The 22461-nt window shown below is 47.1% G+C and carries 18 protein-coding genes, 1 pseudogene and 1 riboswitch; of the genes and pseudogenes, 12 read left to right on the top strand and 7 right to left on the bottom strand.

Translation table 11 applies throughout. From position 1 onward, the window contains the following. Positions 1–30: 30 nt before the first annotated feature. Positions 31–879: an AraC family transcriptional regulator gene (locus tag AC58QT_RS24605; RefSeq protein WP_497411298.1), complete on the bottom strand. Its 849-nt coding sequence runs from the start codon at positions 877–879 to the stop codon at positions 31–33. Positions 880–1022: 143 nt separating this feature from the next. Here AC58QT_RS24605 and AC58QT_RS24600 point away from each other — a divergent pair, with 143 nt between their 5' ends. The 6 genes from AC58QT_RS24600 (at position 1023) to sdaAA (ending at position 6210) form a co-directional block, all read left to right on the top strand. Continuing rightward, the gene (locus AC58QT_RS24600; protein ID WP_497411297.1) at positions 1023–2006 is read left to right on the top strand and encodes a hypothetical protein; all 984 of its coding nucleotides are present in this window, start codon (positions 1023–1025) and stop codon (positions 2004–2006) included. A gap of 35 nt (positions 2007–2041) precedes the next feature. Beyond that, positions 2042–3025 (top strand): aldo/keto reductase, encoded by a 984-nt coding sequence (locus AC58QT_RS24595; protein WP_497411296.1) that lies wholly within the window; start codon positions 2042–2044, stop codon positions 3023–3025. Positions 3026–3061: 36 nt separating this feature from the next. Further along, positions 3062–3793: an SDR family NAD(P)-dependent oxidoreductase gene (locus AC58QT_RS24590; RefSeq protein ID WP_497411295.1), complete on the top strand. Its 732-nt coding sequence runs from the start codon at positions 3062–3064 to the stop codon at positions 3791–3793. A gap of 36 nt (positions 3794–3829) precedes the next feature. Then, positions 3830–4471, top strand: a complete 642-nt coding sequence (locus AC58QT_RS24585) for a ThuA domain-containing protein (protein WP_497411294.1) — start codon at positions 3830–3832, stop codon at positions 4469–4471. Positions 4472–4648: 177 nt separating this feature from the next. Continuing rightward, on the top strand, positions 4649–5329 hold the full coding sequence (gene sdaAB / locus AC58QT_RS24580; protein WP_497411293.1) for an L-serine ammonia-lyase, iron-sulfur-dependent subunit beta: 681 nt from the start codon (positions 4649–4651) through the stop codon (positions 5327–5329). Beyond that, positions 5326–6210 carry an L-serine ammonia-lyase, iron-sulfur-dependent, subunit alpha gene (sdaAA, locus tag AC58QT_RS24575; protein WP_497411292.1) on the top strand — a complete coding sequence of 295 codons (885 nt, stop codon included), beginning with the start codon at positions 5326–5328 and terminating at the stop codon, positions 6208–6210. Before sdaAB ends, sdaAA begins: the two co-directional genes overlap by 4 nt. Before the next feature lie 60 nt (positions 6211–6270). Here the strand turns inward: sdaAA and AC58QT_RS24570 are convergent, their stop codons facing one another. The 5 genes and pseudogenes from AC58QT_RS24570 to AC58QT_RS24550 form a co-directional block, all read right to left on the bottom strand. Next, entirely contained in the window at positions 6271–7185 is a 915-nt protein-coding gene (locus tag AC58QT_RS24570) for a TauD/TfdA dioxygenase family protein (RefSeq protein WP_497411291.1), read from the bottom strand. A 27-nt stretch (positions 7186–7212) separates the two neighbouring features. Beyond that, positions 7213–8555, bottom strand: a pseudogene (locus AC58QT_RS24565) (LLM class flavin-dependent oxidoreductase). A gap of 22 nt (positions 8556–8577) precedes the next feature. Continuing rightward, on the bottom strand, positions 8578–9414 hold the full coding sequence (locus AC58QT_RS24560) for an ABC transporter permease (RefSeq protein ID WP_497411290.1): 837 nt from the start codon (positions 9412–9414) through the stop codon (positions 8578–8580). Next, entirely contained in the window at positions 9407–10285 is an 879-nt protein-coding gene (locus tag AC58QT_RS24555) for an ABC transporter ATP-binding protein (protein ID WP_497411289.1), read from the bottom strand. The genes AC58QT_RS24560 and AC58QT_RS24555 overlap by 8 nt, the downstream gene beginning before the upstream one ends. A 13-nt stretch (positions 10286–10298) precedes the next feature. Beyond that, the gene (locus AC58QT_RS24550; RefSeq protein ID WP_497411288.1) at positions 10299–11342 is read right to left on the bottom strand and encodes an ABC transporter substrate-binding protein; all 1044 of its coding nucleotides are present in this window, start codon (positions 11340–11342) and stop codon (positions 10299–10301) included. Positions 11343–11519: 177 nt separating this feature from the next. On the opposite strand from AC58QT_RS24550, the gene AC58QT_RS24545 reads away from it, so the two are divergent. The 4 genes from AC58QT_RS24545 to AC58QT_RS24530 all read left to right on the top strand — a co-directional run bounded on the left by AC58QT_RS24545 (position 11520) and on the right by AC58QT_RS24530 (position 20109). Further along, a complete protein-coding gene (locus AC58QT_RS24545; RefSeq protein ID WP_497411287.1) occupies positions 11520–12737 on the top strand; it encodes a helix-turn-helix domain-containing protein in 1218 nt (405 codons plus the stop codon). A gap of 80 nt (positions 12738–12817) precedes the next feature. Continuing rightward, positions 12818–14875: a molybdopterin-dependent oxidoreductase gene (locus AC58QT_RS24540; RefSeq protein WP_497411286.1), complete on the top strand. Its 2058-nt coding sequence runs from the start codon at positions 12818–12820 to the stop codon at positions 14873–14875. Positions 14876–14928: 53 nt separating this feature from the next. Beyond that, positions 14929–15168, top strand: a complete 240-nt coding sequence (locus tag AC58QT_RS24535) for a hypothetical protein (protein ID WP_310501182.1) — start codon at positions 14929–14931, stop codon at positions 15166–15168. Positions 15169–15489: 321 nt separating this feature from the next. Then, positions 15490–20109, top strand: a complete 4620-nt coding sequence (locus AC58QT_RS24530; RefSeq protein WP_497411285.1) for an S-layer homology domain-containing protein — start codon at positions 15490–15492, stop codon at positions 20107–20109. Positions 20110–20178: 69 nt separating this feature from the next. On the opposite strand, the gene queF is transcribed toward AC58QT_RS24530, so the two are convergent. After that, positions 20179–20676 carry a preQ(1) synthase gene (gene queF / locus AC58QT_RS24525; protein ID WP_310501180.1) on the bottom strand — a complete coding sequence of 166 codons (498 nt, stop codon included), beginning with the start codon at positions 20674–20676 and terminating at the stop codon, positions 20179–20181. Between the two features lie 11 nt (positions 20677–20687). Continuing rightward, a riboswitch (PreQ1 riboswitch) is annotated at positions 20688–20731 on the bottom strand. 175 nt (positions 20732–20906) lie between these two features. On the opposite strand from queF, the gene AC58QT_RS24520 reads away from it, so the two are divergent. Next, positions 20907–21647 (top strand): stalk domain-containing protein, encoded by a 741-nt coding sequence (locus tag AC58QT_RS24520; protein ID WP_497411284.1) that lies wholly within the window; start codon positions 20907–20909, stop codon positions 21645–21647. Between the two features lie 19 nt (positions 21648–21666). Further along, a complete protein-coding gene (locus tag AC58QT_RS24515; protein ID WP_497411283.1) occupies positions 21667–22452 on the top strand; it encodes an NPCBM/NEW2 domain-containing protein in 786 nt (261 codons plus the stop codon). The last annotated feature ends 9 nt before the right edge of the window (positions 22453–22461 follow it).

Raw genomic sequence — 22461 nt, 5'->3', positions numbered from 1 at the left:
GTCCATAAAAAGGATGTTAACTGATTTTTTTCATTGTTGGCTTGCTGGCAATCGAATGCCTTCGCGGTATTGGCTTGGTGAGATGCCATACCACTTCTTGAACATCCGACTAAGATGTAATTGATCCGTATATCCGACGGAGTAGGCGATCTCCTTTATGGAAAGTGACGTGCTCGTCAGGAGTTCACACGCTTTGCTCAGCCGGATTTCGCCTAGATAGTGCTGCGGCGGTGTGCCGATGGCAGCTTTGAAAAGGCTTGTGATATATTTTCGACTAAGCCCCAGAGTTTGTGCCATTTCCTCGATCGTAATCGGTCGGGCATAATTATTTTTCATAAAAGTGATTGCCTGCGCCACGTACAAATCTTTCATGGTCGTCTGCTGCAGGAAAGGGGACTCCTGTTGAGAAGATTCTAGTAACAAGGCTAAGAAGGCATACAGCGCTGAGGTTAACTGCAAAGGCTTGCTGTAAAACTGCTGGTTCGCGTCAAACAGTTTATTGAAGCACTGCCGAATTTCCAACTCTCGATCGCAGGAAATGACCGGATTGTCTGGTGTAAAGCCAGCTTGCCGTAAATAATCTTGGACGATGCCGCCACCGAAAGCGACCCACGAAAAGTTCCACGGCTCCACTTCGTCCGCTGCAAAAAAAGAAACAACATAGGGAGATATCAGAAAAACATGCCCCTGAGATAAGTGATACGTTTCATTGCCCACACGATAGATACCCTTGCCACTGTGAATATAGAAAATTTTATAGTTCTGTTTAATCGCTGGTCCCCAAGATTGGCCGGGCACGCATTGTTCTGTCCCTGTGTAATAGAATTGGATGTCTTGCTGAGCTGCAATGGCGTACTGAGCAATTGTATGGTTAACCATTGGCGGCTGCCCCCTATCAGGTTTGAAAGAGTAATAGGTCATTATGCTATATAGTGCATCCATTTTATTATAGCAGCGACTTCCAATTTGGACTAGAATGAACTCAATTCACATGTAATCATTGCAAAGCGAGGCTAATCAACGTGACGAATATCGAACCTTTTCTGAAAAAAGTACGTCGTTCTATCGATGCTCATTTTATAAGTTCTTTAGGAGGATACCGTCAAAAGATCTCTGAATCTCTCGAGGCAGATTTGTATGGAACTGCAGATGCTGTCATTTTGCTATACACAATTGGTGAACTACCGCCAGTAGGGAGCATCGAGCGTGAAAGCTTGGTGACGACCTTGCAAGGCTTTCAACAGCCAGAGGATGGGCTTTTTATCGCAGATAGCCACCACCCTGTTCATCGAACGGCGTATGCCGCAGCTGCTTTGGAGCTGCTCGACAGCAAACTTTCGCACCCTTTGACTAGCCTGCATCATGTACGAAGCCGCGAAGGCCTTCACGAATGGATGGAAAGCCTCGATTGGGCTCAACTACCTTGGAGAGAATCGCATAAAGGCGCAGGTATCTATGCGGCAATGGTGCTGGCGGGGGAGGTTGACCAGGAGTGGGAGGAGTGGTACTTTGCATGGCTCGATCAGGAGGCAGATCCGGAAACTGGATTTTGGCGAAAGGGGGCTATACACAACGGCGCGCCGCTATTTCATCATTTAGCCAGCTCTTTTCATTACCTGTTTAATTTGAACTACCGCAAGCGTCCGATGAAATACCCAAGTCAGTGGATTGATACATGTTTGGCTATGTATGAAGATGGAGAGATTCCACTGAAGGCAGACGCTTTAGGTTTTGTAGAGCTGGATGTCATGTACACATTGATTAGTGCTGCTGAACAAAGCCAACATCGGGCAAACGAACTCCAAGCCATGATCCGAGCGATTGGCAGCCATCTTTTAACCAGTATTACTGTACTCGGAGACGGGCCTGAAGATTCTCTATTCGAAGATATGCATTCGTTATGCGGAACGGTTTGCGCGTTAGCGCTGGTTCAGTCTGTGATGCCTGAACAAGTCGAGGCGGACTGTGTGTTGCAGAAGATTTTAGACCGACGTCCATTTATTTAATTGTGTAATCAAATTGACCGAAAGAGGCGATCTATATGGAATACAATTATTTAGGCAGATCGGGGCTGCGTGTTAGTAAACTCTGTTTGGGTACGATGAATTTCGGTGTGGATACGGAGCAGGCAGAAGCTTTCCGCATTATGGATGCTGCACTGGATGCGGGTATTCAATTCTTCGATACCGCAGACATTTATGGCTGGGGCGAGAATTCTGGTGCCACGGAGACGATTATCGGCAACTGGTTCGCACAAGGCGGCAACCGCCGGGAACGTGTTGTGTTAGCGACCAAAGTATATGAGAAACTTCATAAGCCGCTTTACGGCCCTAATGATGAGAGCGGCTTGTCCCTATACAAAATTCGTCGCCATTTCGAAGATTCGCTTCGTCGTCTGCGAACGGATCATGTGGAGCTTTACCAGATGCATCACATTGATCGTCGTACGCCTTGGGAAGAGATCTGGGGAGCATTTGAAGGCCTGGTTCAACAGGGCAAAATCGATTATATCGGCTCCAGCAATTTTGCAGGCTGGCATCTCGTGAAAGCGCAGGCGGCGGCCAAAGAGCGCCATTTCCTCGGGCTTGTAAGCGAGCAGCATAAATATCATTTGCTAAACCGTCTGCCAGAGCTGGAAGTGTTGCCGGCCGCTCAGGATTTGGGCTTAGGGGTTGTCGTCTGGAGTCCGCTGGCAGGTGGACTGCTTGGCGGCAATGCGCTTTCAGCTGACCAAGGTACGCGCAGAAGCAGACAAAGCGAAGCGCTCGTAGCGAAGCACCGCAATCAGCTGGAAGCTTTCGCGAATTTGTGCAGCGAGCTAGGCGAAAAACCCGCGCATGTCGCGTTAGCTTGGCTGCTCGCGAATCCAACCGTGACAGCGCCAATCATCGGGCCGCGCACGGTGGACCAACTGATAGATACGCTCCGAGCGGTGGAGCTTAAGCTGGATGAAGCGACGCTGAAGGAGCTGGATCGCATTTTCCCAGGTCCAGGCGGAGCGGCTCCAGAGGCTTATGCTTGGTAAAATGTTCATTCATTACATAAGAGGGGAGCTGCAGCTATGAAAAACAATCGTTGGGCCTTGGTCACCGGAGCTGACCGAGGGCTTGGCCTCGCTTTGGCCAAAGGACTGTTGGTGCGAGGTTATGATGTATGGGCAGGGCAATATGCAGAGGAATCTCAGGCATTGCAGGAGTTGGAGGCAGCATACGGTAAGCGGCTGCGTCCTATTCGTTTGGACATCAGTGATGCGACGAGTGTAGCGGAAGCGCTGCGTAAAGTGGTTGACCAGACGGAGCAGCTTGATCTGCTCATCAATAATGGAGCCATCCTGGGGAATACGACTTCGACGATTCAGGATGAGTTGGATTTTGAAGACATCGAGCAGGTATTCCGCGTGAATACACTTGGTGCATTGCGTATGACGAATGGGCTGATTGATCTTATTTTAAAAAGCACCGACAAAACCATTATGAACATCTCGTCCGAAGCGGGCAGCGTCGGGGCTTGTAAGCGAACCGCTTGGTATGCCTACTGCATGTCCAAGTCTGCGCTCAATATGCAATCACAACTCGTTCATAACCAAATTTCGCCGCAAGGCGGCAAAGTGCTGGTCGTGCATCCCGGGCATGTGCAGTCTTATATGAAAGGCGAGTTAGATGCGACTGCCAAGCTATCGCCTGAGCAGTCTGCTCAGCACATCCTTGGGCTACTCGAACAGCGTCTCGGATCCGAATGGCCAGATCAATCACTGGCACTGACTGACTATCAAGGCGGACAATGGCCGTGGTAAGTCATGGCGACACGAAGTAAAAGGAGATGAACTCGAATGTCAATTATTCCTACCTTGATTATTGGTAATAACGACGATGCACCGTACCATAAACTGCAGGCGGTACAGCAGCTTATCATCGATAACTTAGGGGCTTCTTTTCAAGTCACATCCGTTGAAGGCACTACTCATCTGAAAGTGGATGTCCTCCGGCCCTATCCATTAGTTGTTTCCTACTTAGATATGTGGGGGAAAGTGCCTGAGGCCGAAGAAACAGCCGGCCTCCTCCAATATGTCGCTGGCGGAGGGGGCTTGCTCGTTATCCATAACGGCATCTCCATCCAGGGCAGCCCGGAGCTTAGCCAGCTAATCGGGGCAAGATTTACAGGTCATCCTGCCTTCACGACACTCCCTTTCGAGAAGATGGAATGCGATCATCCGTTACTGAACGGACTGGAGTCGTTCGAGATGGACGAAGAGCCGTATCGCTTCGAACTAGACCCGTTCGCGCCGATCGAGCTCCTTCTGACGTATACACATGAAGGCAAACAATGGCCTGCAGCATGGACGCGCGCATATGGGTTGGGCAGAGTCGTTTACCTGATGCCAGGCCATCATCCGCCATCCTTTCAGTCGGAAACATATGGGAAATGGATTCGTTCTGCAGGTTACTGGGCAGCAGGTGTGCCAGTAACTTAAGCTGACAGGAGGCTCCAACCAGTTGACACGAACCAGTGCCTTGAGGCACTGGTTTTTAAGTGTTTTATCATAAAAAAATATTTTATTTAGTCAATTTAAAGACTTGTCTTTTATATGTCCCCTTTCATACAATAGGAGAAGATAGTAAGTAACACCTTAGGATAGGAGCGCTGTGTGATGCGTTTTAAAGATGTTTTTTCCATCATCGGCCCCTCGATGATCGGTCCCTCTTCCTCGCATACCGCGGGTGCGATTCGTTTGGGACGCGTTGCCAGGCAATTGCTAGGTGAACAGCCGCTCCAAGCAGAGATTACGTTGTACGGATCCTTCGCAGATACGTATCGAGGGCATGGCACGGATCTCGCGCTGATCGGCGGGATTATGGATTGGGAAACGGATGATCCACGTATACCTCAAGCGGCCGAAGTGGCAGAAGCTTTAGGCGTAGCCATAGCTTTTCATATTAGTAAAGATAAAGCCGATCATCCGAACACGGTGGGGATTGTACTTACCTCAGAATCGCGGAAAGTCAGCATGAGAGGGGCGTCGATCGGCGGCGGTAATGTTGAGATTATGAATGTTGATCAATTTGATGTGAAATTCACAGCGAATTATCCTACATTGGTTATTTCGCATCATGATCGGCCAGGAATGATTGCAGATATTACAACGCTGCTAGGGGGCAACCAGATCAATATTGGATTTATGGATTTGGACCGAAAAGGGCGTAACCGCGAAGCGATGACAGTCATTGAGACGGATGCGTCTATTTCAGCTACTTTAATAGAACAAATTCTGCGTCTAAACATGATCACTGAAGTTAGAAAAGTAGATCTGGCAGAAAGAGGCGACGAATGAGATTCCGGACATTAAAGCAACTAGCCGATCTATGTGCGGCGGAAGGCTTGACGATAGCGGAAGTGATGCTGGCTGATCAAAGTCACGAATCAGGCAAGCCGCCCGAATATGTATTTGATAAAATGCGTGCCTATTATCTAATTATGAAAGAGGCCGTAACTAAGGGTCTTACCGAGGATACAACCTCGCGAAGCGGGTTAACAGGCAAGGATGCGCAGCGTGTGGCTACCTACCTCACGACAACAGAAGCATCACTGGGCGAAGAGGCTTGCAAAGCGATGGCGTATGCCCTTGCGGTCTCGGAAGTCAACGCATCGATGGGCCGTATCATTGCTACACCAACAGCTGGCTCGTGCGGCATTATTCCAGGTGTATTCATCAGTTCACAGCAACGTTTTGACTGGGAAGATGATCATTTGGTCAGAGGGTTGCTCTGTGCAGGTGCGATTGGGTATGTGATTGCCAACAATTCTTTCGTTTCTGGTGCCGAGGGAGGCTGCCAAGCGGAAGTTGGTTCAGCCATTGGGATGGCGGCAGGCGCACTCGTGGAGCTGCGCGGCGGTACGCCTGAGCAAGCGATGCATGCGGTCGGTCTTGCGCTGAAGAATACGCTCGGACTGATTTGTGATCCCGTTGGTGGATTGGTAGAAATCCCTTGCATCGTTCGCAACGGCTTTGGTGCAGTTAACGCGATGGCGGCAGCCGATATGGCACTCGCCGGAGTCCGTTCGGTGATCCCTTCCGATGAAGTCGTTCAAGTGATGTATGAGGTAGGCACAGCCATGCCGGAGAAGCATCGGGAAACGGCCAAAGGCGGTTTAGCCCAAACACCAACGGGACGGAAGATTATGAAGGAACTTAATCTAAACCGAAAACAATAGCAGGCGTACAAATCCCCGCCCCTCATGGCATTCCGTACCATGAGGGGCGGGGATTATTTATTAAGAGGCATTAGGCTGCTTTTTACGTGTAACGCTTTGTCGACCATCAATGCTAACGGGGATATCCCCATCTACCGTAACTCGGCGAACAATCCGATGTTGATCGCCATAATCATTAATCGCATAATGCTGCGTTGCCCGATTATCCCAAATGACGACATCGCCAGGGGACCAGCGCCAACGAACGGTATTTTCCAGCTTGGTGATATGGGATTGAAGCAGCGCCAGCAATTGCGCAGAATCAGCAGAGGAAAGGCCGATAATTTTTTTGGCAAAATGCCCTAGAACCAAGGAGCGCTCACCTGTTTCTGGATGCACACGAACGAGAGGATGTTCTGTTTCATACACGGTGGAGGCAAATACTTCCCGATGATGTTGCTTCGCCGAGTCGGATACTTGCGGACGATGTGCGGCATAGTCGTAATCATTACTATGCACTGCCCAGAGCCGATCAACCAGGTTGCGAAGCTCTGCAGGGAGGTGCTCATACGCAGCAGCCGTGTTCGCCCAGACGGTATCTCCACCTGAGAGTGGCACAACGACGGCACGGAGGACGGATGCTTGTGGATAAGCATCTACGAAGGTTACGTCGGTATGCCAGGAATCAGCTCTACCCCCATGATTGGAGTCCAACTCTAGCACATAGTCGGTACCCTGTTTAATTGGAACCGTGGGATGAGCGACAGGAGCACCTAACAAGCGGGCGAAAGCTTCTTGTCCAGCGTCATCCAGCTGGTGCTGTCCACGAAAGAAAAGCACTTTATGCTGCAATAAGGCTTCTCGAATCGCTGATACTGACTGGGTATCCAGATCAGCTTGAAGGCTTACTCCTTTAATTTCTGCGCCAATTCTTCCCGCAATCGGTAATACCTCAATGTTCCCAGCTGTTTGATTAACTTGCTCATGTGTACTCATGGTCATAACCTCCACAGATTATAGTTTTTATGCGCCTTCTACGGCAACAGTCGCATACTGGTTAAGGGGTCTCGCAAGTCCCAAATGCCCGCGAAGTGTAGAACCGGAATACTCAGTTCGAAACAAGCCTCTGCGTTGCAGTTCCGGGATGACAAACTCGGCGAATTCTTCAATACCTGCAGGTAAATACGGCGGCATCACATTGAAACCGTCACTGCCGCCATGCAAGAACCATTCCTCGAGTTGATCAGCAATTTGGATTGGGGTGCCAGCAAATGTACGATGCCCACGACCGCCGGCGAGGCGGTGAAGCAGCGCGCGGATGGTTAGATTTTCGCGGCCAGCGAGGTCAACGACAAGTTGAAAGCGGCTTTTATTGCCGTTGATATCAGACAAACTAGGAAGCTCCGGCAATGGACCATCCAAGGGATAGGAGTGCAAGTCGACACCTAGCATATTGGACAGCTGATTGAGCCCATATTCAGGAACGGTTAATTCGTTTAACTGTTGCTCTTTCTCTTTCGCCTCGGATTCGGTTCTACCGATGATGGGGCAGATGCCAGGCAATATTTTTAACTGCTCAGGAGAGCGGCCAAACTTCACTAATCTAGCTTTCACATCAGCGTAAAATTGCTGGGCTTCGACTAGCGTTTGCTGTGCTGTAAAAATCGCTTCCGCATACTGGGCAGCGAATTCTTTGCCATCCTCGGAAGATCCAGCTTGAACGAGCACAGGATAGCCCTGTGGAGATCTAGGAATATTCAAGGGACCGCGCACTTTGAACGTGTCGCCGACATGATTGATCTCTCGAACTTTACTCCGATCTGCGAAAGTGCCAGATTCTCGGTCGATGATGAGAGCTTCATCTTCCCAACTGTCCCACAAGCTAGTTGTGACATCTAAGAATTCTTTTGCCCGTTCATAGCGCTTGCTGTGCTCTAAATGGGTATCTTTGCTGAAATTGCTGGCTTCAAAGGAACTGCCAGACGTAACGATATTCCAGCCAGCGCGACCTTTGCTGATATGGTCCAGCGAAGCGAATTTACGCGCAACATGAAAGGTTCGTTGTACGTCGTCGAGACGGTGCCAATCAGTCCAATATGCTCCGTAACAGCAGCTAATGCCGACAGTAAAGTAAAAGGCTCGAGGCCAACGAACGCGCCATGCTTAATATTTTGACTTACGGCCAGCCCATCTGCTAGAAAGAGAGAATCGAACTTTGCCTTCTCCGCAATTTGAGCGATACGTTGAAAATACCGAATATCGGTGATGTTCTCAGGCTCCGTATTCTGATGCCTCCAGGAAGCTTCGTGATGTCCAGTGTTCATGAGAAAAACATTTAAATGCAGTTGTCTTTTGGATTGACTCATCGTCATTCGCCACCTTTTTCGTTTATTCGCTGTAAGTTTGCTTCCAGCCGGTTAATCTTTTCTCAAGCGTAACAAGTAAAAAATTAATAATGACACCAATCACGGAAATCGAAATAATGCCTGCGTACATGTTCGTAATCTGGAAGCTAAATTGCGTGTATTGAATTAAGTAACCGAGGCCTGATTTGGCACCTACCATTTCAGCGGCGACAAGTACGAGAATTGAGCTTGCACCTGCCTGACGAATGCCTACGAAAATCGTGGGAATTGCAGCAGGGATGATAACCTTGCGAAATAGTTGAATCGAAGACAGACCCATGGAACGAGCTGATTTAATTAAAAGGGGGTCTACATTCTTCACACCACTAATTGTGTTTAGTAGAAGCGGGAAAGCGCACGCATAGAGCACGATGGCGACTTTGGAGGTTTCACCTAGCCCTAATAAGAGGATGAATACGGGTAGAATGGCCAGCGCTGCTGTATTTCGAAGCAACTCAAGCAATGGATTGAGATACTCGGATACGGGCTTCCACCAGCCAATCGCAAGTCCGAGGGGAATACTCAGCCCAATGGCTAACAAGAATCCGCCGAGAGAGCGCGATAAGCTTGCTGTCGTATGCTCAGCGAGATCACCAGAGAGCAGCAGCTGCCACCAGGCCGTAGCGATTTCGGTGATCGGAGGGAAGAAGGTGGCATCGACGAGTCCGAGGCGCGGGGCAAATTCCCATAAGAGCAGCAAGGCAAGAATAACGATGGTGTTTTTAAAAGCTTTTCGCAGCTTAATTACGATCCAGCCGATGGCATCAAAACTTTCCTTTCTACCTAAGGCCAAGGCTTTACCTGCATTTACACTAGCCATTGATAACGCCTCCTTTTATTACTGATTTACTAGGATCAAAGCTATCCAAGGTCTTACTTTTCTCTTGTTCTTGCGCTCTGCTTACTTCATCTTTGAGTAAATCCCATACCTCATGCCGCAGCTTGACGAAATCGGGGTTGGATCTCAAATCCTCTTCACTTCTCCTCGATTCAAAAGGAATATCAAGCACCGTCTTGATTCGCCCAGGACGCGAGGTCATGACAGCGACTCGTTGGCCCAAATACACGGCTTCTTCGATACCATGCGTGATAAAAATAATCGTTTTCTTCGTGGCTTCCCAAATGCGCAATAATTCGCTTTGCAGTGTTTCTCGCGTTTGTGCATCTAGCGCTGCAAAAGGCTCATCCATCAGCAGCACTTCAGGGTCATAAGCTAAGCTTCTTGCGATTGCAACGCGCTGCTTCATTCCGCCGGAAATTTCGTGGGGGTATCTATTTTCGAAGCCAGATAGACCCACTAACTGAATGAACTCAAGGGCGGTTTTGCGTCGTTCCTTACGAGGCACGCCCTTAGCTTCTAAGCCAAATTCCACATTGGCCAGCGTTGTTTTCCAAGGGAATAAGGCATACTGCTGGAACACAATCCCCCGGTCAAGATTAGGCCCAGTGATGGGCTTCCCATCTAGTAGGATTTGTCCGCTGCTAGGCTTCGTTAACCCTGCGAGGAGGTCCAACAATGTGGATTTACCGCAGCCGCTGGGGCCAACGATGACCATGAATTCTCCCTGTTTGACGTCCAAATTAATATCTTGTAAAGCTGAGATAGGCTGTGCATCTTCTTTCAGGTGTCCCAAGTTCCGCTGTATGCGGAAAGATTTCTGCACATGCTGAATGCTGATTTTAGCTGTCATTGATGTGCCTCCTTCACTTTTTCTCATTGATAAAAGGATTGAATTCATTGGTATATAAGCCTTTGACTTTCAGCTGTCCCTCTTTGATTACTCCTTCGTTGACAAGCCATTGAATCCAGGTGTCGAATTCTTTGTCAGCAATGAGCCCCCCTTTTCCTGCGATGCCTGTACTTTTCCAGAACTTAACGGTAGAAGCATCTTCTTTGCGATCGCGTGCGTTGATGATCTTCTCGTAGCGTGCCACAACTTCGCTTGGAGGTGTTGTACGCGCCCATTCAATGGCTTTGGCCGTCGCTTCAACAAACTTACGAGAAGTATTGGGATTGTTCTTGATGAATTTGTCCGTCAGCACGTAGCTGCCAGCACTAAAAGTGCCAAACAAATCCTTATCCTTGAATAAGGGACGAATGCCGCCTCGCTCTTCCGCTTTATCTCGAAGTACCCCGCCGAGTGCAGCTACATCGATCTGAGCAGCGCGCAATGTCTGTTCGGTCGTAACAGGAGGTACGACAACGAGTGTGACTTGTTTGATTTCATCTGCCGTAAGGCCGGCTCTATGCAAATATTCCTTAATGACGAATTCATGATGTGCGCCTAAGGTATTCACGGCAATTTTTTTACCGATGAGATCTCTTGCATTCTTAATGGAACTGCCCTCCAACACGTAATATCCCGTCCAAGTAGCATCATCGACACCATAGTAAGAAATAACGGGCTTAATCGGTGCTTTCGCAGCGATCAGTTTCACGATGGCACCATTGAAGGCACCGCCAAAGTCCGTATCACCGGTTACGACCGATTGAATATCTTGTGGGCCGCTGATGGTATTGCCGATAAATTTCAGTTTCAAGGGGGCGAGGTAGCCTAAATCTTCGGCTAATTCGGGATACGTAACAGATCCAACGCCTCCTTGATAGCGGAGCTCAGTTACTTCTGGCGATTGGCCTTTGGCTGAAACGGTTTGATCTTTGTTACCACAAGCGGATACGACTAGGGATGAGGCCAGGATGAGAGACAGTGCAGTCACATAACTTCTTTTCAATGGTATGGTCAACATATTCCAATTCCCCCTTACGATAATTTCTGGTTTTAAACTTATAATTCCTATAGACTTACTATGTATTAGTTTCTATAATGAAATATACGATTGCACCCATTTTCTGTCAATGAGTTGGCAACACATGAACAGGAATGACGATGAATGACCATTATGAATCCCATGGAGGTGGCTTTGATGTCCGTACAGCGATTCAATCTGATACCCTTGCAGGAAGCGATTGATATACTCGGTGTTAGCCGTTCAACCTTTGACCGGTGGCGTAAATTAAAGCAACTTCCTTTTGTGAAAATTGGCAAAGAGATCTTAATTGATAAAAAAGAGTTAGAGCAATGGGTGCGTCTCCATGCAGTAAGTCTGCAGAATCCTGTCTTTACAGCAGGAGCATCATCTACCGTATCTACGCAAGAAAGCCCTACGTTAACGGTGGGCTATCAGAGTGGAACCGCTCATATGTGGACATCTCTCATCATGAAAGAGCTAGGTTGGTTGGAAGAAGAGCTTACTGCAGCCAATCCAAGTCGTGTCGTTCAGGTGAAATGGTTTGATGGTGCGAACGGGGCAGTTCTTCTGCAAGGGATGATAGGCGGCAGCATTCAAATTGCCTCACTGGGAGACTATCCGATTGTTCTTGGTTCTTCGCTGCGTCAGACGTTCCCGGCTTTTCATCCTGTTCTTATCGCTTTTGATGGTAAAACGTCCGGTGGACAAGGGATTTCGCTCATTTTGCGCAAAGGGTTGGAGCCTAGTGATCTGTCGGAAATTTGCAGTTGGTCACTGACGTCAGCCGCACAATCAAGTGCTGGTAGACGGTTATCGAAGCTGCTCCAATCACTGGGAGGTAACGAAGATCACGTTATTCACAAAGAAATGGATGAGAGTATGGCGGGGATTGTCAAAAGGAAGATCGCAGGATGCGCCATGTGGGAGCCCTATATTTCTTTGGTTAACTATCACGGAGTGGGCAGCGTGCTTTTTCAAGAAGGGATAGGGGAAGATTACCTGACGGGCGTCGTCGCAGACGAGAGGTGGGTTCATCTTCACGAGGGAGATACGATTGCTTATTTGAAAGCACATCTCCGCGTACACGCTTTTATTCGCAAGGATCCGGATGCCGCGGCAGAGCTGATTTCCCGAATGAAAGGAATCCCGGTGGAAATTGCCGTTGCCATTATGACCAAAGTCAGATGGGACGCCTCCTTTTATACGAAAGATATGAATTCACTCGTACAGCTTAACCAAGAGGATAACGCTGTTCATACGGCAGCTTTGTCCAAAATACAGGACATTCGTTGGGATGGTGACTATTTACAACAAGCGATTAAAGCATTAAAGCTACCTCAGTTGGGCCGTCATCTGTTAGAGGGAGATTGGTCAGCTGAACATTTGTACTAAAAGTGCGCAGTTTCACTTCCATTCCTTTTCGGTATATAGTAAAGAAATGAGGTGTGTGGAAAGGAGCTAGAAAGAAGAACATGCGTGCAACGATGACTACGACAATGACCGAAGAACAACAAGGTATTTTTCCAGCTGTTTGCCCTCTGGATTGCCCAGATCAGTGCGGACTGCTGCTTCATAAACAAGATGGGAAGATTGTCAAAATAGAAGGGGACCCTGACCACCCCGTGACACAGGGAGCGATTTGTAACAAGGTTCGCAACATGACAGCACGTATTTACGATGATAAAAGGCTGCAGCATCCCATGAAACGCGTCGGCCCCAAAGGGGAAGAGGCCTCGTTCCAGCGGATTTCTTGGGATGAGGCATTGGACACGATCGCGAGTCGTTGGAAGGAACTGATTGCCTCGGAAGGCCCAGAAGCCATCTTGCCTTATAGTTTCTATGGCAATATGGGACGCATCGGGACAGAAGGCATGGATCGTCGCTTCTTCCACCGAATGGGAGCGAGCCGTCTCATGTATTCGATTTGCGAATCAGCCGGCACGGAAGGCTACAAGTACACGATGGGCGGCAGCTATGGGACCGATCCCGAGGATACGGTGCATGCGAAGCTGATCATCATGTGGGGCATCAATGCCGTCAGCACGAATATGCATCAGGTGATGCTGGCTGAGAAAGCTCGCAAGAATGGCGCGCAAATCATCGTCATTGATGCGCATAAGAACCAAACAGGCCGCTGGGCGGACTGGTTCATTCCCATTTTGCCAGGGACGGACGCGGCTCTCGCACTTGGCATGATGCACATTCTGTTTGCCGAGGGGATGACGGATGAAGATTTCCTAGAGCAATTTACGCTAGGCTATGAGGAGCTTAGGGAGCACGTAAAGTCCTATGATCCTGCTAGCGTATCTGCGATAACAGGTGTGCCAGTGGAGGACATTTATCGCCTTGCACGGTTATATGGGGAGACTTCGCCAGCTTTCATTCGTATAGGTAACGGAATTCAGCACCACGATAATGGCGGTATGTGCGTGCGGACGATCGCTTGCTTACCCGCGTTAACGGGACAATGGCTGCATCAAGGCGGCGGTGCGATCAAAGGGAACGGCGCTTATTTAGAGCATAATTTGCCGGCCTTGCAACGGCCGGATTTGCGTGCGAAGGATGCGCGTCTCATCAATATGAACTTGTTAGGCAGCGCCTTGCTCGAACTAGACCCGCCTATCCACGCGTTGTACGTGTATAATTCCAACCCAGCGTTGGTGGCGCCACATGCGAATAAGGTGAAAGAAGGGCTAGAGCGGGAGGATCTATTCACTGTCGTACATGATTTGTTTTTAACCGAGACAGCCAAGTATGCGGATATTGTGCTTCCAGCGACGTCCTCTTTTGAAAATACAGACTTCTATCGCTCTTATTGGCATCACTATGTGCATCTTCAGCTGCCAGTAATTGCACCTTATGGTGAGAGCAAAGCGAATGTAGACGTGTTCCGACTGCTTGCAGAGAAGATGGGCTACGAAGATGAAGCGCTGCGGGACAGCGATGAGGACATGGTTCGTCAAGCTTTGAATCACCCTGAAAATCCAGCTTTAGCAGACATTTCGTTTGATTCTTTATTGGATTCCGGATTCATGAAGGCGGCGACTGTTCGTTTATTTCCCGGGAAACTGCGAACGCCTAGCGGCAAAATCGAACTATACTCGGCCGACATGGCGAGTAAAGGTTTTCCAGCGCTTCCAACGTATGTACCGCTTGCTGAGACGAGTGATTTGCCATTTATGTTCATTCCGGCGCCGAATCATAACTTCTTGAATTCAACCTTTGCGCATAATGAGAAGCATGTTCGCATGGAGAAAGTGCCGAAGCTGCATATGCATGAAGACGATGCATCGGCTTTGGGCTTGGCCAGCGGCGACTTCGCACGTGTGTGGAACGAGCGCGGCGAGTGTGAGCTGGTCGTAATGGCTGGTCGCGATGTGCAGCGCGGGGTAGTTGTCAGTCAAGGACTTTGGGCTGATACACCAGGCAGCAAAACGCGCGTGAACGTCCTGACACCAGATCGCGTGGCCGATATGGGCGGTGGGGCTACCTTTTTCTCTGGACGGGTAGGCGTGGAAAAGTTGCAATGAGGTTGAACCTTTGGGCGGAGGATGGCATAGGGTACATCAGGAGATGATGACTTATGCCCATTCAGCAAAAAGCTTACGCCTTAATTGGAAGGCCTGTTGGTATTTCCTTGATGGATGGTACCGGGGTATCTGGTATTCTGTGCAGTGTACAAGGTGGCTCGATCTACGTCATTGAGTATTTATACCATACGCAATTCGCTACGAAGCATTATACGTTTAATCAAGTAAGGGATATTTTGCCGTACCCGCAATGCCCGCAGCAGCCTGTGTATACACCGCAGCCTTTGTATTAGGGATTTGCACAAAAGAAACCGATCTTTTTGGATCGGTTTTTTTGTTTGTAAGGGTAGTTCGCCTGCGGCGGTTGCATGTTAGCGCGCACAGGAAATGTGCGCAAGGGCAGTTGCGCCGCCGGCGGGGGCTCGCTAGCGCACAAGAAATGTGCGCAAGGGCAGTTCGCCGTCCACAAGATAGAGGTTTGTTTGATAACAAAATCCTAATTTATCCACCCCCTAACCTAAATAAATGACAATTTATTTTCGGCGAAAACAAGTATGATCATTTTTGTATACGCTTACAATTGTCGAAATATAACGATAAGGAGTTTTGCTACAATGAAATTTCATCTTTTCAAAAGTAAGATAGCCATTATGTTGATTTTTTCGATGTTATTTTCGCTTATGTTGCTTCCTACAGCTGGTATGGCGGCTGTGGATCCTGAAGTGGTTGTTAGCACGCTGCCTCCTTCAGCAGATGGTGCAATCCATTGGAAGACACCGGATATCGAGGTGCCATCTGTATTAAATACGGTCTATGATAAAAAAAATGGATCAACAGATGGGCTATTCAGTGTCTCAACCAGCAGTACGCAAAAAAAACAAATGTACTTTAAATTTGATGTGTCGAATGCAGCAGATCTCAGCTATAAATACATTTTGCAGGTTTCTGCTAAATTAGGAAGCGGCCTCACCACAGCGGATTTGCAAGTCTTCGGATTAACCGACAATTCATGGCAGGAGAGCACGTTCACATGGAACAATGCCACAGCTCTACAAAAGGATCTATCACTAATGGAGCAGGTAGGTCAATTTACGATAACGACGCTCAATGGGGTTAAGCCGATTTATCATGATGTTGATGTCTCTGATTATGTGAGACGACATTTAGCGGATGGGGTTGTAAGTTTTGTAGTCGCAGATGCCTTGGTAACAAGCAAATCTGTAAACCTGTATTCCAAAGATAATACTTCAGTCACTAATCCGGAAACGCAGCTTCTTGTGAAACGTCTTGTACAAAGTGACACCACCCCACCACAATGGCCGAACGGTGCTGCCTTGAATTCAATCAATCTAGGGACAGACTTCGTCCAACTAGCTTGGCCAGCGGCAACCGATGATAGTGCAGTTTCGAATTATAAGATTTATCATAACGACACGTTACTCCAAACCGTTGTTGGCAGTACCTACTACACAGCGCAAGGCTTAAGTCCTTCAACAAATGTTACCTATGCTGTCTACGCCGGAGATATTTCTGGGAACTACACCACGCAGCCATTAACGTATTCCACTAAAACATTAGCTGCTCCCGTGACTCCAATTCCTGTAGTCGAAGTGAATGCGAGCAGCAGTGATGGGAACGTGGAGAGCAACACCTTAGATAACAACTTATACAGTCGCTGGTCAGCATCTGGCGATGGTCAGTATATCATGTTTGATTTAGGTCAATCCAAACGAATTGGCTATGTAGGTATCGCTTTTTATAAAGGTGATTTACGTTCTACACGGCTTGATATTGAGACTTCAAATGATGCCTTAACATGGACAAACGTATTTAGTGGAAATAGTCGTATGACCACAGCGAATATGCAGGCTTTTGATATACCAGATACGGATGCTCGTTTCGTTAGAATTATTGGGCATGGAAATTCAGATGGCAGTACGTTTACCAGCTTAACAGATGTGATGATTTATGCGCCCTATTTGACTGGTGATACACCGGTTGCAATAGTTCCGAATATTACACCAACTGCACCTCCAGGTGCTGTTCCTTTCACCAAAGCTGGTTTAACGAACCCAGATGGCACGGAACACGTGCTGCATACACCGAATCCAGTCACAGGTGCAACAATCAATGTAACTAGTTACGGTGCAGATCCTGCAGATAATGCGAATGATGACCGTGTTGCGATTCAAAATGCTATAAATGCTGCATCACCTGGTGACGAAGTCTACCTGCCAAACGGTGTGTATAACCTAATCACTTCGCCTGATGGGTTTGTGAATTTGAAGCTGAAGTCCGGCGTGAATTTACGGGGACAAAGTGAAGTAGAAACCATACTGAAGTCTAGTATCGACGATATTAAAAATAGTTCGGTTGTGAAGTCGTCAAGTCAACATGACATCTTGGTTTCTAACCTGACGATTACTTCAACGTGGAATCGCTCGTTTTCACTTGAGCATGCTACAAATAACCCTGCTGCCGGTGGGCCAGATAGCTCAATCGCTATTGCCAACTACGGGGATATTCCGTCCTATAACGTGACGATAGATCATGTAACCGTGGAACGTTTTAGACGAATGGCAATTCGTATTGAGAACAGTCACGATGTGATCGTACGCCATAGTACCTTCCGTAACGCAACAGATCTTGGAGGCGGGGGAGCAGGCTACGGAACCTCCATTCAAGGGATGCCGAAGGTGGATCGTCTTGGTTTTGATAATGATACGTATTGGAATGTGGTTGAAGATTCTACCTTTGAAGGCCCTTATTTGCGACATGGATCTCTAATTCAAAATGTTGCACACAACAATACGCTGCGTAACAATCATTACAACAGAACCAAACTCGATGCTATTGATCTTCATGGTGAGTTGGAGTACTTGAACGAAGTATACGGAAATACCATCGAGGATATTTGGACTGGCGGTGGAGTTGGCCTAGGGAATACAGGGGGAACGGCACCATCAAATCACAGCAAATCCGGACCTAAGAATCATATCCACGACAACATAATTCGCAATTCGCGGGAAGGTATTGTTGTCACCATGGGCACACCAGAAACGTTGATTGAGAACAATGTGATTGAGAATACGACATCTGTAGCGAATGCGGCAGGCATTAATATTTTAAATGGGCCGGGAACTCGCATTATCAATAACAAGATTCTCAATAATACGGCGACAGATTACTGGGGTATTTTGCTTGAACACGATAATGGTGACCTGAACGCTAATTATGTTGGAGCTGGAGACCCTCAGAACGTTGAAATTGCAGGGAATATAATTACTGGAAATTCAAATGGGATTCGACTGCAGGCAGGGACTAACATTCATGTGAGTAAAAATATCTTGAACAATACGGGTGCGAATTATGATAAGGCTGTTGGCGTAACTGCAACGGAGGTATGGCCTTCAACGGACAATACGCTAAGTGGCTTGGGAATCAGTGCTGGAACGTTAAGTCCATCATTTGATGCAACTACAACAGCTTATACGTCTATCTTGCCAGATGGAAGAAGTGAGATTCTTATTACGCCAACAACCAACAACAGCGAAGCTAAAGTGACTGTGAATGGAGCATCCGTTGTAAACGGCTCAGCTTCCAATGCGATTCAATTACAAGTAGGAGAGAATGTCATTGCAATTGTAGTTACAGCAGAGGATTTATCGACGAAGACTTATCAATTGACTGTTACACGCGTTTTATCAACAAATAATAATTTAAGTAACCTAGTCATCACCGCAGGAACGTTAAGTCCCACATTTGATGCTGCCAAAACGGAGTATACATCGAATGTATCTAACGGGGTAACTGAAATTCAAGTAACACCGACGGCAGCGAACAGTGCAGCTACTGTGAGTGTGAATGGAACAGCGGTTGTAAACGGCTCGGCTTCCAATGCGATTCAATTACAAGTAGGAGACAATGTCATTGCGATTGTAGTTACCTCAGAAAATCTTTTGACGAAGACCTATCATCTGAAAGTAACTAGAGATAACAGTTCATCAACTCCACCATCAACTGGCAGCACTCCGCCAAGTAACGGTTCTGAAATTCTGATTGCTAAAGTAACGGAAGATAATGGCACATCCGTAGCTACAGCAACGTTAGATGAAAAGACGCTGGATACTATTTTAAAAGCACAAGGGAAAGGTCCGATTACGATCGTGGTGGATTCACCAAAAGATGTAGGGCAGGTACAGCTTACGTTGAATCAGCAAGCTCTTCACAAGCTGAACGGTATCCCATCTGCGACGATTGAAACCGAAATTGGAAGCGTGAAACTCCCTCTCAACCAATTGAACATATCTCAATTCGCTTCACAGCTAGGGGATAAACCAGAAAACGTTGGGATCCAAATCAATATTGGAAAGAACGATAACGCTTCAACGCAGGCAACTGCTGCAGGTTTCAAAGTCGTGTACGCGATTGATTTTACCATGAAGGCAGTCGCGGGAGATGGGAAGTCAGAAGCAACGATTTCCAGTTTCAGCTCCTATGTACCATATACCGTAAAGGTAGATCCAACGATCAATGAACGTAATCTTGCAGCTGTAAGAGTGGTCAAAGACGCGCAAGGGAATACAACCTATGAACCCGTGCCACTTACCATGAAATCCGGAGAAGTTACTCTGTATAGTCATTCAAATGAAACGTTTCTGTTCATTGAAAATCATATTTCGTTTACCGATACGAATAAGCATTGGGCAAAAGAGGGCATTGAGCGAATGGCAAATAAACAGCTCGTTCAAGGTGTTTCTAAAGAGGAATTCCGTCCTGATCAACCGATCACACGTGCAGAGCTAGCGGCACTTCTCACACGGATGCTTGGCATCAAGTCATCGAATGCGAATACAGCTTTTAAAGATTTGAGCAGTAACGAGTGGTACAACGATTCCGTCAATGCTGCAGTTGAAGGTGGCATCATAAAGGGCTATGAAGACGGTACTTTCCGACCTAATCAGACGATTACACGTGAAGAAATGGCTGTCATGGTCAATCGAGCGCTACAGGCTGCAGGTTATGATGATCAACAAGCAACAGGTAATCTGCCTGCATTTACAGATCAAAAGCAAATTAAATCGTGGTCGGCTGACGCGGTTCAACGTTTGGTTCAATTACAGTTGATGCAGGGCATGAGCCCCACATCGTTTGATCCAGAGAAAGAAGCAACAAGAGCACAAAGTGCGGTACTCCTACAGCGTTTATTACAAATCCTAACTTTTACCAATTAGGCAAAAAAGCTTGATCAACCCCAGTTCATTACTGGGAATTGATCAAGCTTTTATTTTTCTGCTGATATCTTAACGGTTATCAATCTTCTCTGGATACAGATCATGATTCATCAAGCGATGATCAGCCATGGCCTCATACTTCGTACCTGGTTGACCCCAGTTACAGTAAGGATCAATGGAGATGCCGCCGCGTGGTGTGAACTTGCCCCATACTTCAATGTATCGCGGGTTCATCAAGTCGATGAGATCATTCATAATAATATTGACACAATCCTCGTGGAAATCACCGTGGTTGCGGAAGCTGAATAGGTAGAGCTTCAAGGATTTGCTTTCGACCATTTTGATCGTAGGAATATACGAAATGTAAAGGGTGGCGAAATCCGGTTGCCCTGTTACTGGACAAAGGCTAGTGAACTCAGGGAAGTTAAATTTGACGAAATAAGCCCGATCCGGGTGTTTATTATCAAAAGCTTCTAAGAGTGTAGGGTCATAATTAAAAATATATTTCGTTCCTTGATTGCCTAACAACGTAATGTCTTTCAAATCTTCATTACTTCTGCCTGCCATGGGTAAATCCTCATTTCATAGTTTTTTAGAGAGGGAGTTTACGAACCTCTTCTTTCTAAAAAAATGTAACATAATCCGCAGGAAAAAGCACCTTGCAGCGGGGTGGCAATTATTACAGATCGGTTTGAGAGGACTTTGATAAAGATTTCACAAAGATTGCTGAATTTCATGCCAATTCTCTTGCAGATCTTGTAGAATGGGCATATATTTTGACGAATTCAGGAGGACTTATGAGAAAATCGACTACGGTAGCTCTTGCTAGTTTGCTTATTTTTAGTTGTTCAACAGTCGTATATGCCACAACAAACATTCAAGAAGTTTCTGTCTATGTGAACAAGGGGATAAAGTTTATGCTGAAAGGGGAAGCATGGACGCCTTATGATGCAGATGGAATCAAACAGGATGCACTCACGTATGAGGGCAGTACTTATTTGCCGCTTCGTTCTGTTGCTGAGGCTACAGGCTTGAAAGTGGATTGGAATGAATCCGCCAAGACAATTGTACTGTCAAAGAAAGAAACGACAGGAGAATTTGAATTGCTGTCTAATCGGAAAATAATTCCTTACATTGATTCAGATCTCTCGACTGCGATGAAAATTGTTAGAACACCCCTCACGATGTTCAGCAAAACTTACTCATCAGGCCTGCAATTATCACTAAGTCCCTACACCACTTATGCACCTGATCGGGAAAATTGGTTGAAAAATATGGAGATTGATTTAGGCGGACAATTTCGAAAATTAGAAGCAATTGTCGGTATAGACGACAGCTCAGCAGCGGATAGCAACTATAGTACAGTTGGTATATCAAGTATGTGGGGGACTCAAAACCAGTATAGGATTAAACCGGGAGATAAACCGCGAACGGTGTTTATTGATGTTACAAATGTCGATAAGCTTTTTGTGTCTTTTAGCAACGGTGCACATTCACCACAAACAATTAATCTTCTCGATGCCAAACTTTATAGATAATAGTAGGAGGAACATAAAGATGAAAAAAATACTTATTTGTGCAAGTCTCCTATTAGTAGGTGTGAGTACGGTCGTTGCGGCACAGTCAAATTTGGAAGAAATAAAGGGGTATTTGAACAGTGATATTCGATTTTCTTTGAATGCTGCACCATGGACACCGAAGAGTGCAGACGGTCAAGTACTGAGTCCATTAATTGTTGATGGTTCCACCTATTTGCCAGTTCGTGCTGTCGCAGAGGCTGTGGGGCTGGATGTCGGTTGGCTCGAACAACAGCAAACCGTGGAGCTCAAGACAAAAGCTGCGGCAACAGTTGATCCTTCGTTACCTTATAAAGATGCCACCCAGAATAGTCCTGATATCCTAGCGGACTTTGATTTTACTCAGAAATCGAGCGATCCCAATGGACCGAAAATCAACCTGAACGAATCTTTCGTCGGGGAAATGATTCGTGTTGGCACAAGGACAGCAGTTCATGGAATTAGCAGTGGTGTACATTCGCAGAACGGAGCAGCGCCAACGGAGGCATCCGTTGAGTTCCTCCTGCATGGTGAGTATAAGAAATTAACGGGTTTTGTCGGCATGCATAAGCGCATTAGTAAGTATCAAGATGGGGAAGTTGGCATCCTTCAAATATTCGGTGATAATAAGCTGCTAGCTACTTTTCAAGTAAAAGACGGGCAAGAGGCGCAAGATATCACAGTTCCGATTGCGCAAGTCGAGAAACTTAAGCTCGTGTTTACAATGGAAAAAGGGAAGGGCAGCTGGGCTATGATTGACTTCGGAAATGCACTTGTTTCTAAATAAATTTCAATA

It is taken from the genome of Paenibacillus sp. J31R109, assembly GCF_059692055.1.
Note: the sequence above shows the minus strand (reverse complement) of the source record. Positions and strands in the feature narration are given on the sequence as shown.

Bases quoted from the DNA above. Each gene is read 5' to 3' on its own strand.
- AC58QT_RS24605 (WP_497411298.1), bottom strand. From the start codon at position 879: ATGGTTAACCATACAATTGCTCAGTACGCCATTGCAGCTCAGCAAGAC.
- AC58QT_RS24595 (WP_497411296.1), top strand. From the start codon at position 2,042: ATGGAATACAATTATTTAGGCAGATCGGGGCTGCGTGTTAGTAAACTC.
- AC58QT_RS24590 (WP_497411295.1), top strand. From the start codon at position 3,062: ATGAAAAACAATCGTTGGGCCTTGGTCACCGGAGCTGACCGAGGGCTT.
- AC58QT_RS24585 (WP_497411294.1), top strand. From the start codon at position 3,830: ATGTCAATTATTCCTACCTTGATTATTGGTAATAACGACGATGCACCG.
- sdaAB (WP_497411293.1), top strand. From the start codon at position 4,649: ATGCGTTTTAAAGATGTTTTTTCCATCATCGGCCCCTCGATGATCGGT.
- sdaAA (WP_497411292.1), top strand. From the start codon at position 5,326: ATGAGATTCCGGACATTAAAGCAACTAGCCGATCTATGTGCGGCGGAA.
- AC58QT_RS24570 (WP_497411291.1), bottom strand. From the start codon at position 7,185: ATGAGTACACATGAGCAAGTTAATCAAACAGCTGGGAACATTGAGGTA.
- AC58QT_RS24560 (WP_497411290.1), bottom strand. From the start codon at position 9,414: ATGGCTAGTGTAAATGCAGGTAAAGCCTTGGCCTTAGGTAGAAAGGAA.
- AC58QT_RS24555 (WP_497411289.1), bottom strand. From the start codon at position 10,285: ATGACAGCTAAAATCAGCATTCAGCATGTGCAGAAATCTTTCCGCATA.
- AC58QT_RS24550 (WP_497411288.1), bottom strand. From the start codon at position 11,342: ATGTTGACCATACCATTGAAAAGAAGTTATGTGACTGCACTGTCTCTC.
- AC58QT_RS24545 (WP_497411287.1), top strand. From the start codon at position 11,520: ATGTCCGTACAGCGATTCAATCTGATACCCTTGCAGGAAGCGATTGAT.
- AC58QT_RS24540 (WP_497411286.1), top strand. From the start codon at position 12,818: ATGCGTGCAACGATGACTACGACAATGACCGAAGAACAACAAGGTATT.
- AC58QT_RS24535 (WP_310501182.1), top strand. From the start codon at position 14,929: ATGCCCATTCAGCAAAAAGCTTACGCCTTAATTGGAAGGCCTGTTGGT.
- AC58QT_RS24530 (WP_497411285.1), top strand. From the start codon at position 15,490: ATGAAATTTCATCTTTTCAAAAGTAAGATAGCCATTATGTTGATTTTT.
- queF (WP_310501180.1), bottom strand. From the start codon at position 20,676: ATGGCAGGCAGAAGTAATGAAGATTTGAAAGACATTACGTTGTTAGGC.
- AC58QT_RS24520 (WP_497411284.1), top strand. From the start codon at position 20,907: ATGAGAAAATCGACTACGGTAGCTCTTGCTAGTTTGCTTATTTTTAGT.
- AC58QT_RS24515 (WP_497411283.1), top strand. From the start codon at position 21,667: ATGAAAAAAATACTTATTTGTGCAAGTCTCCTATTAGTAGGTGTGAGT.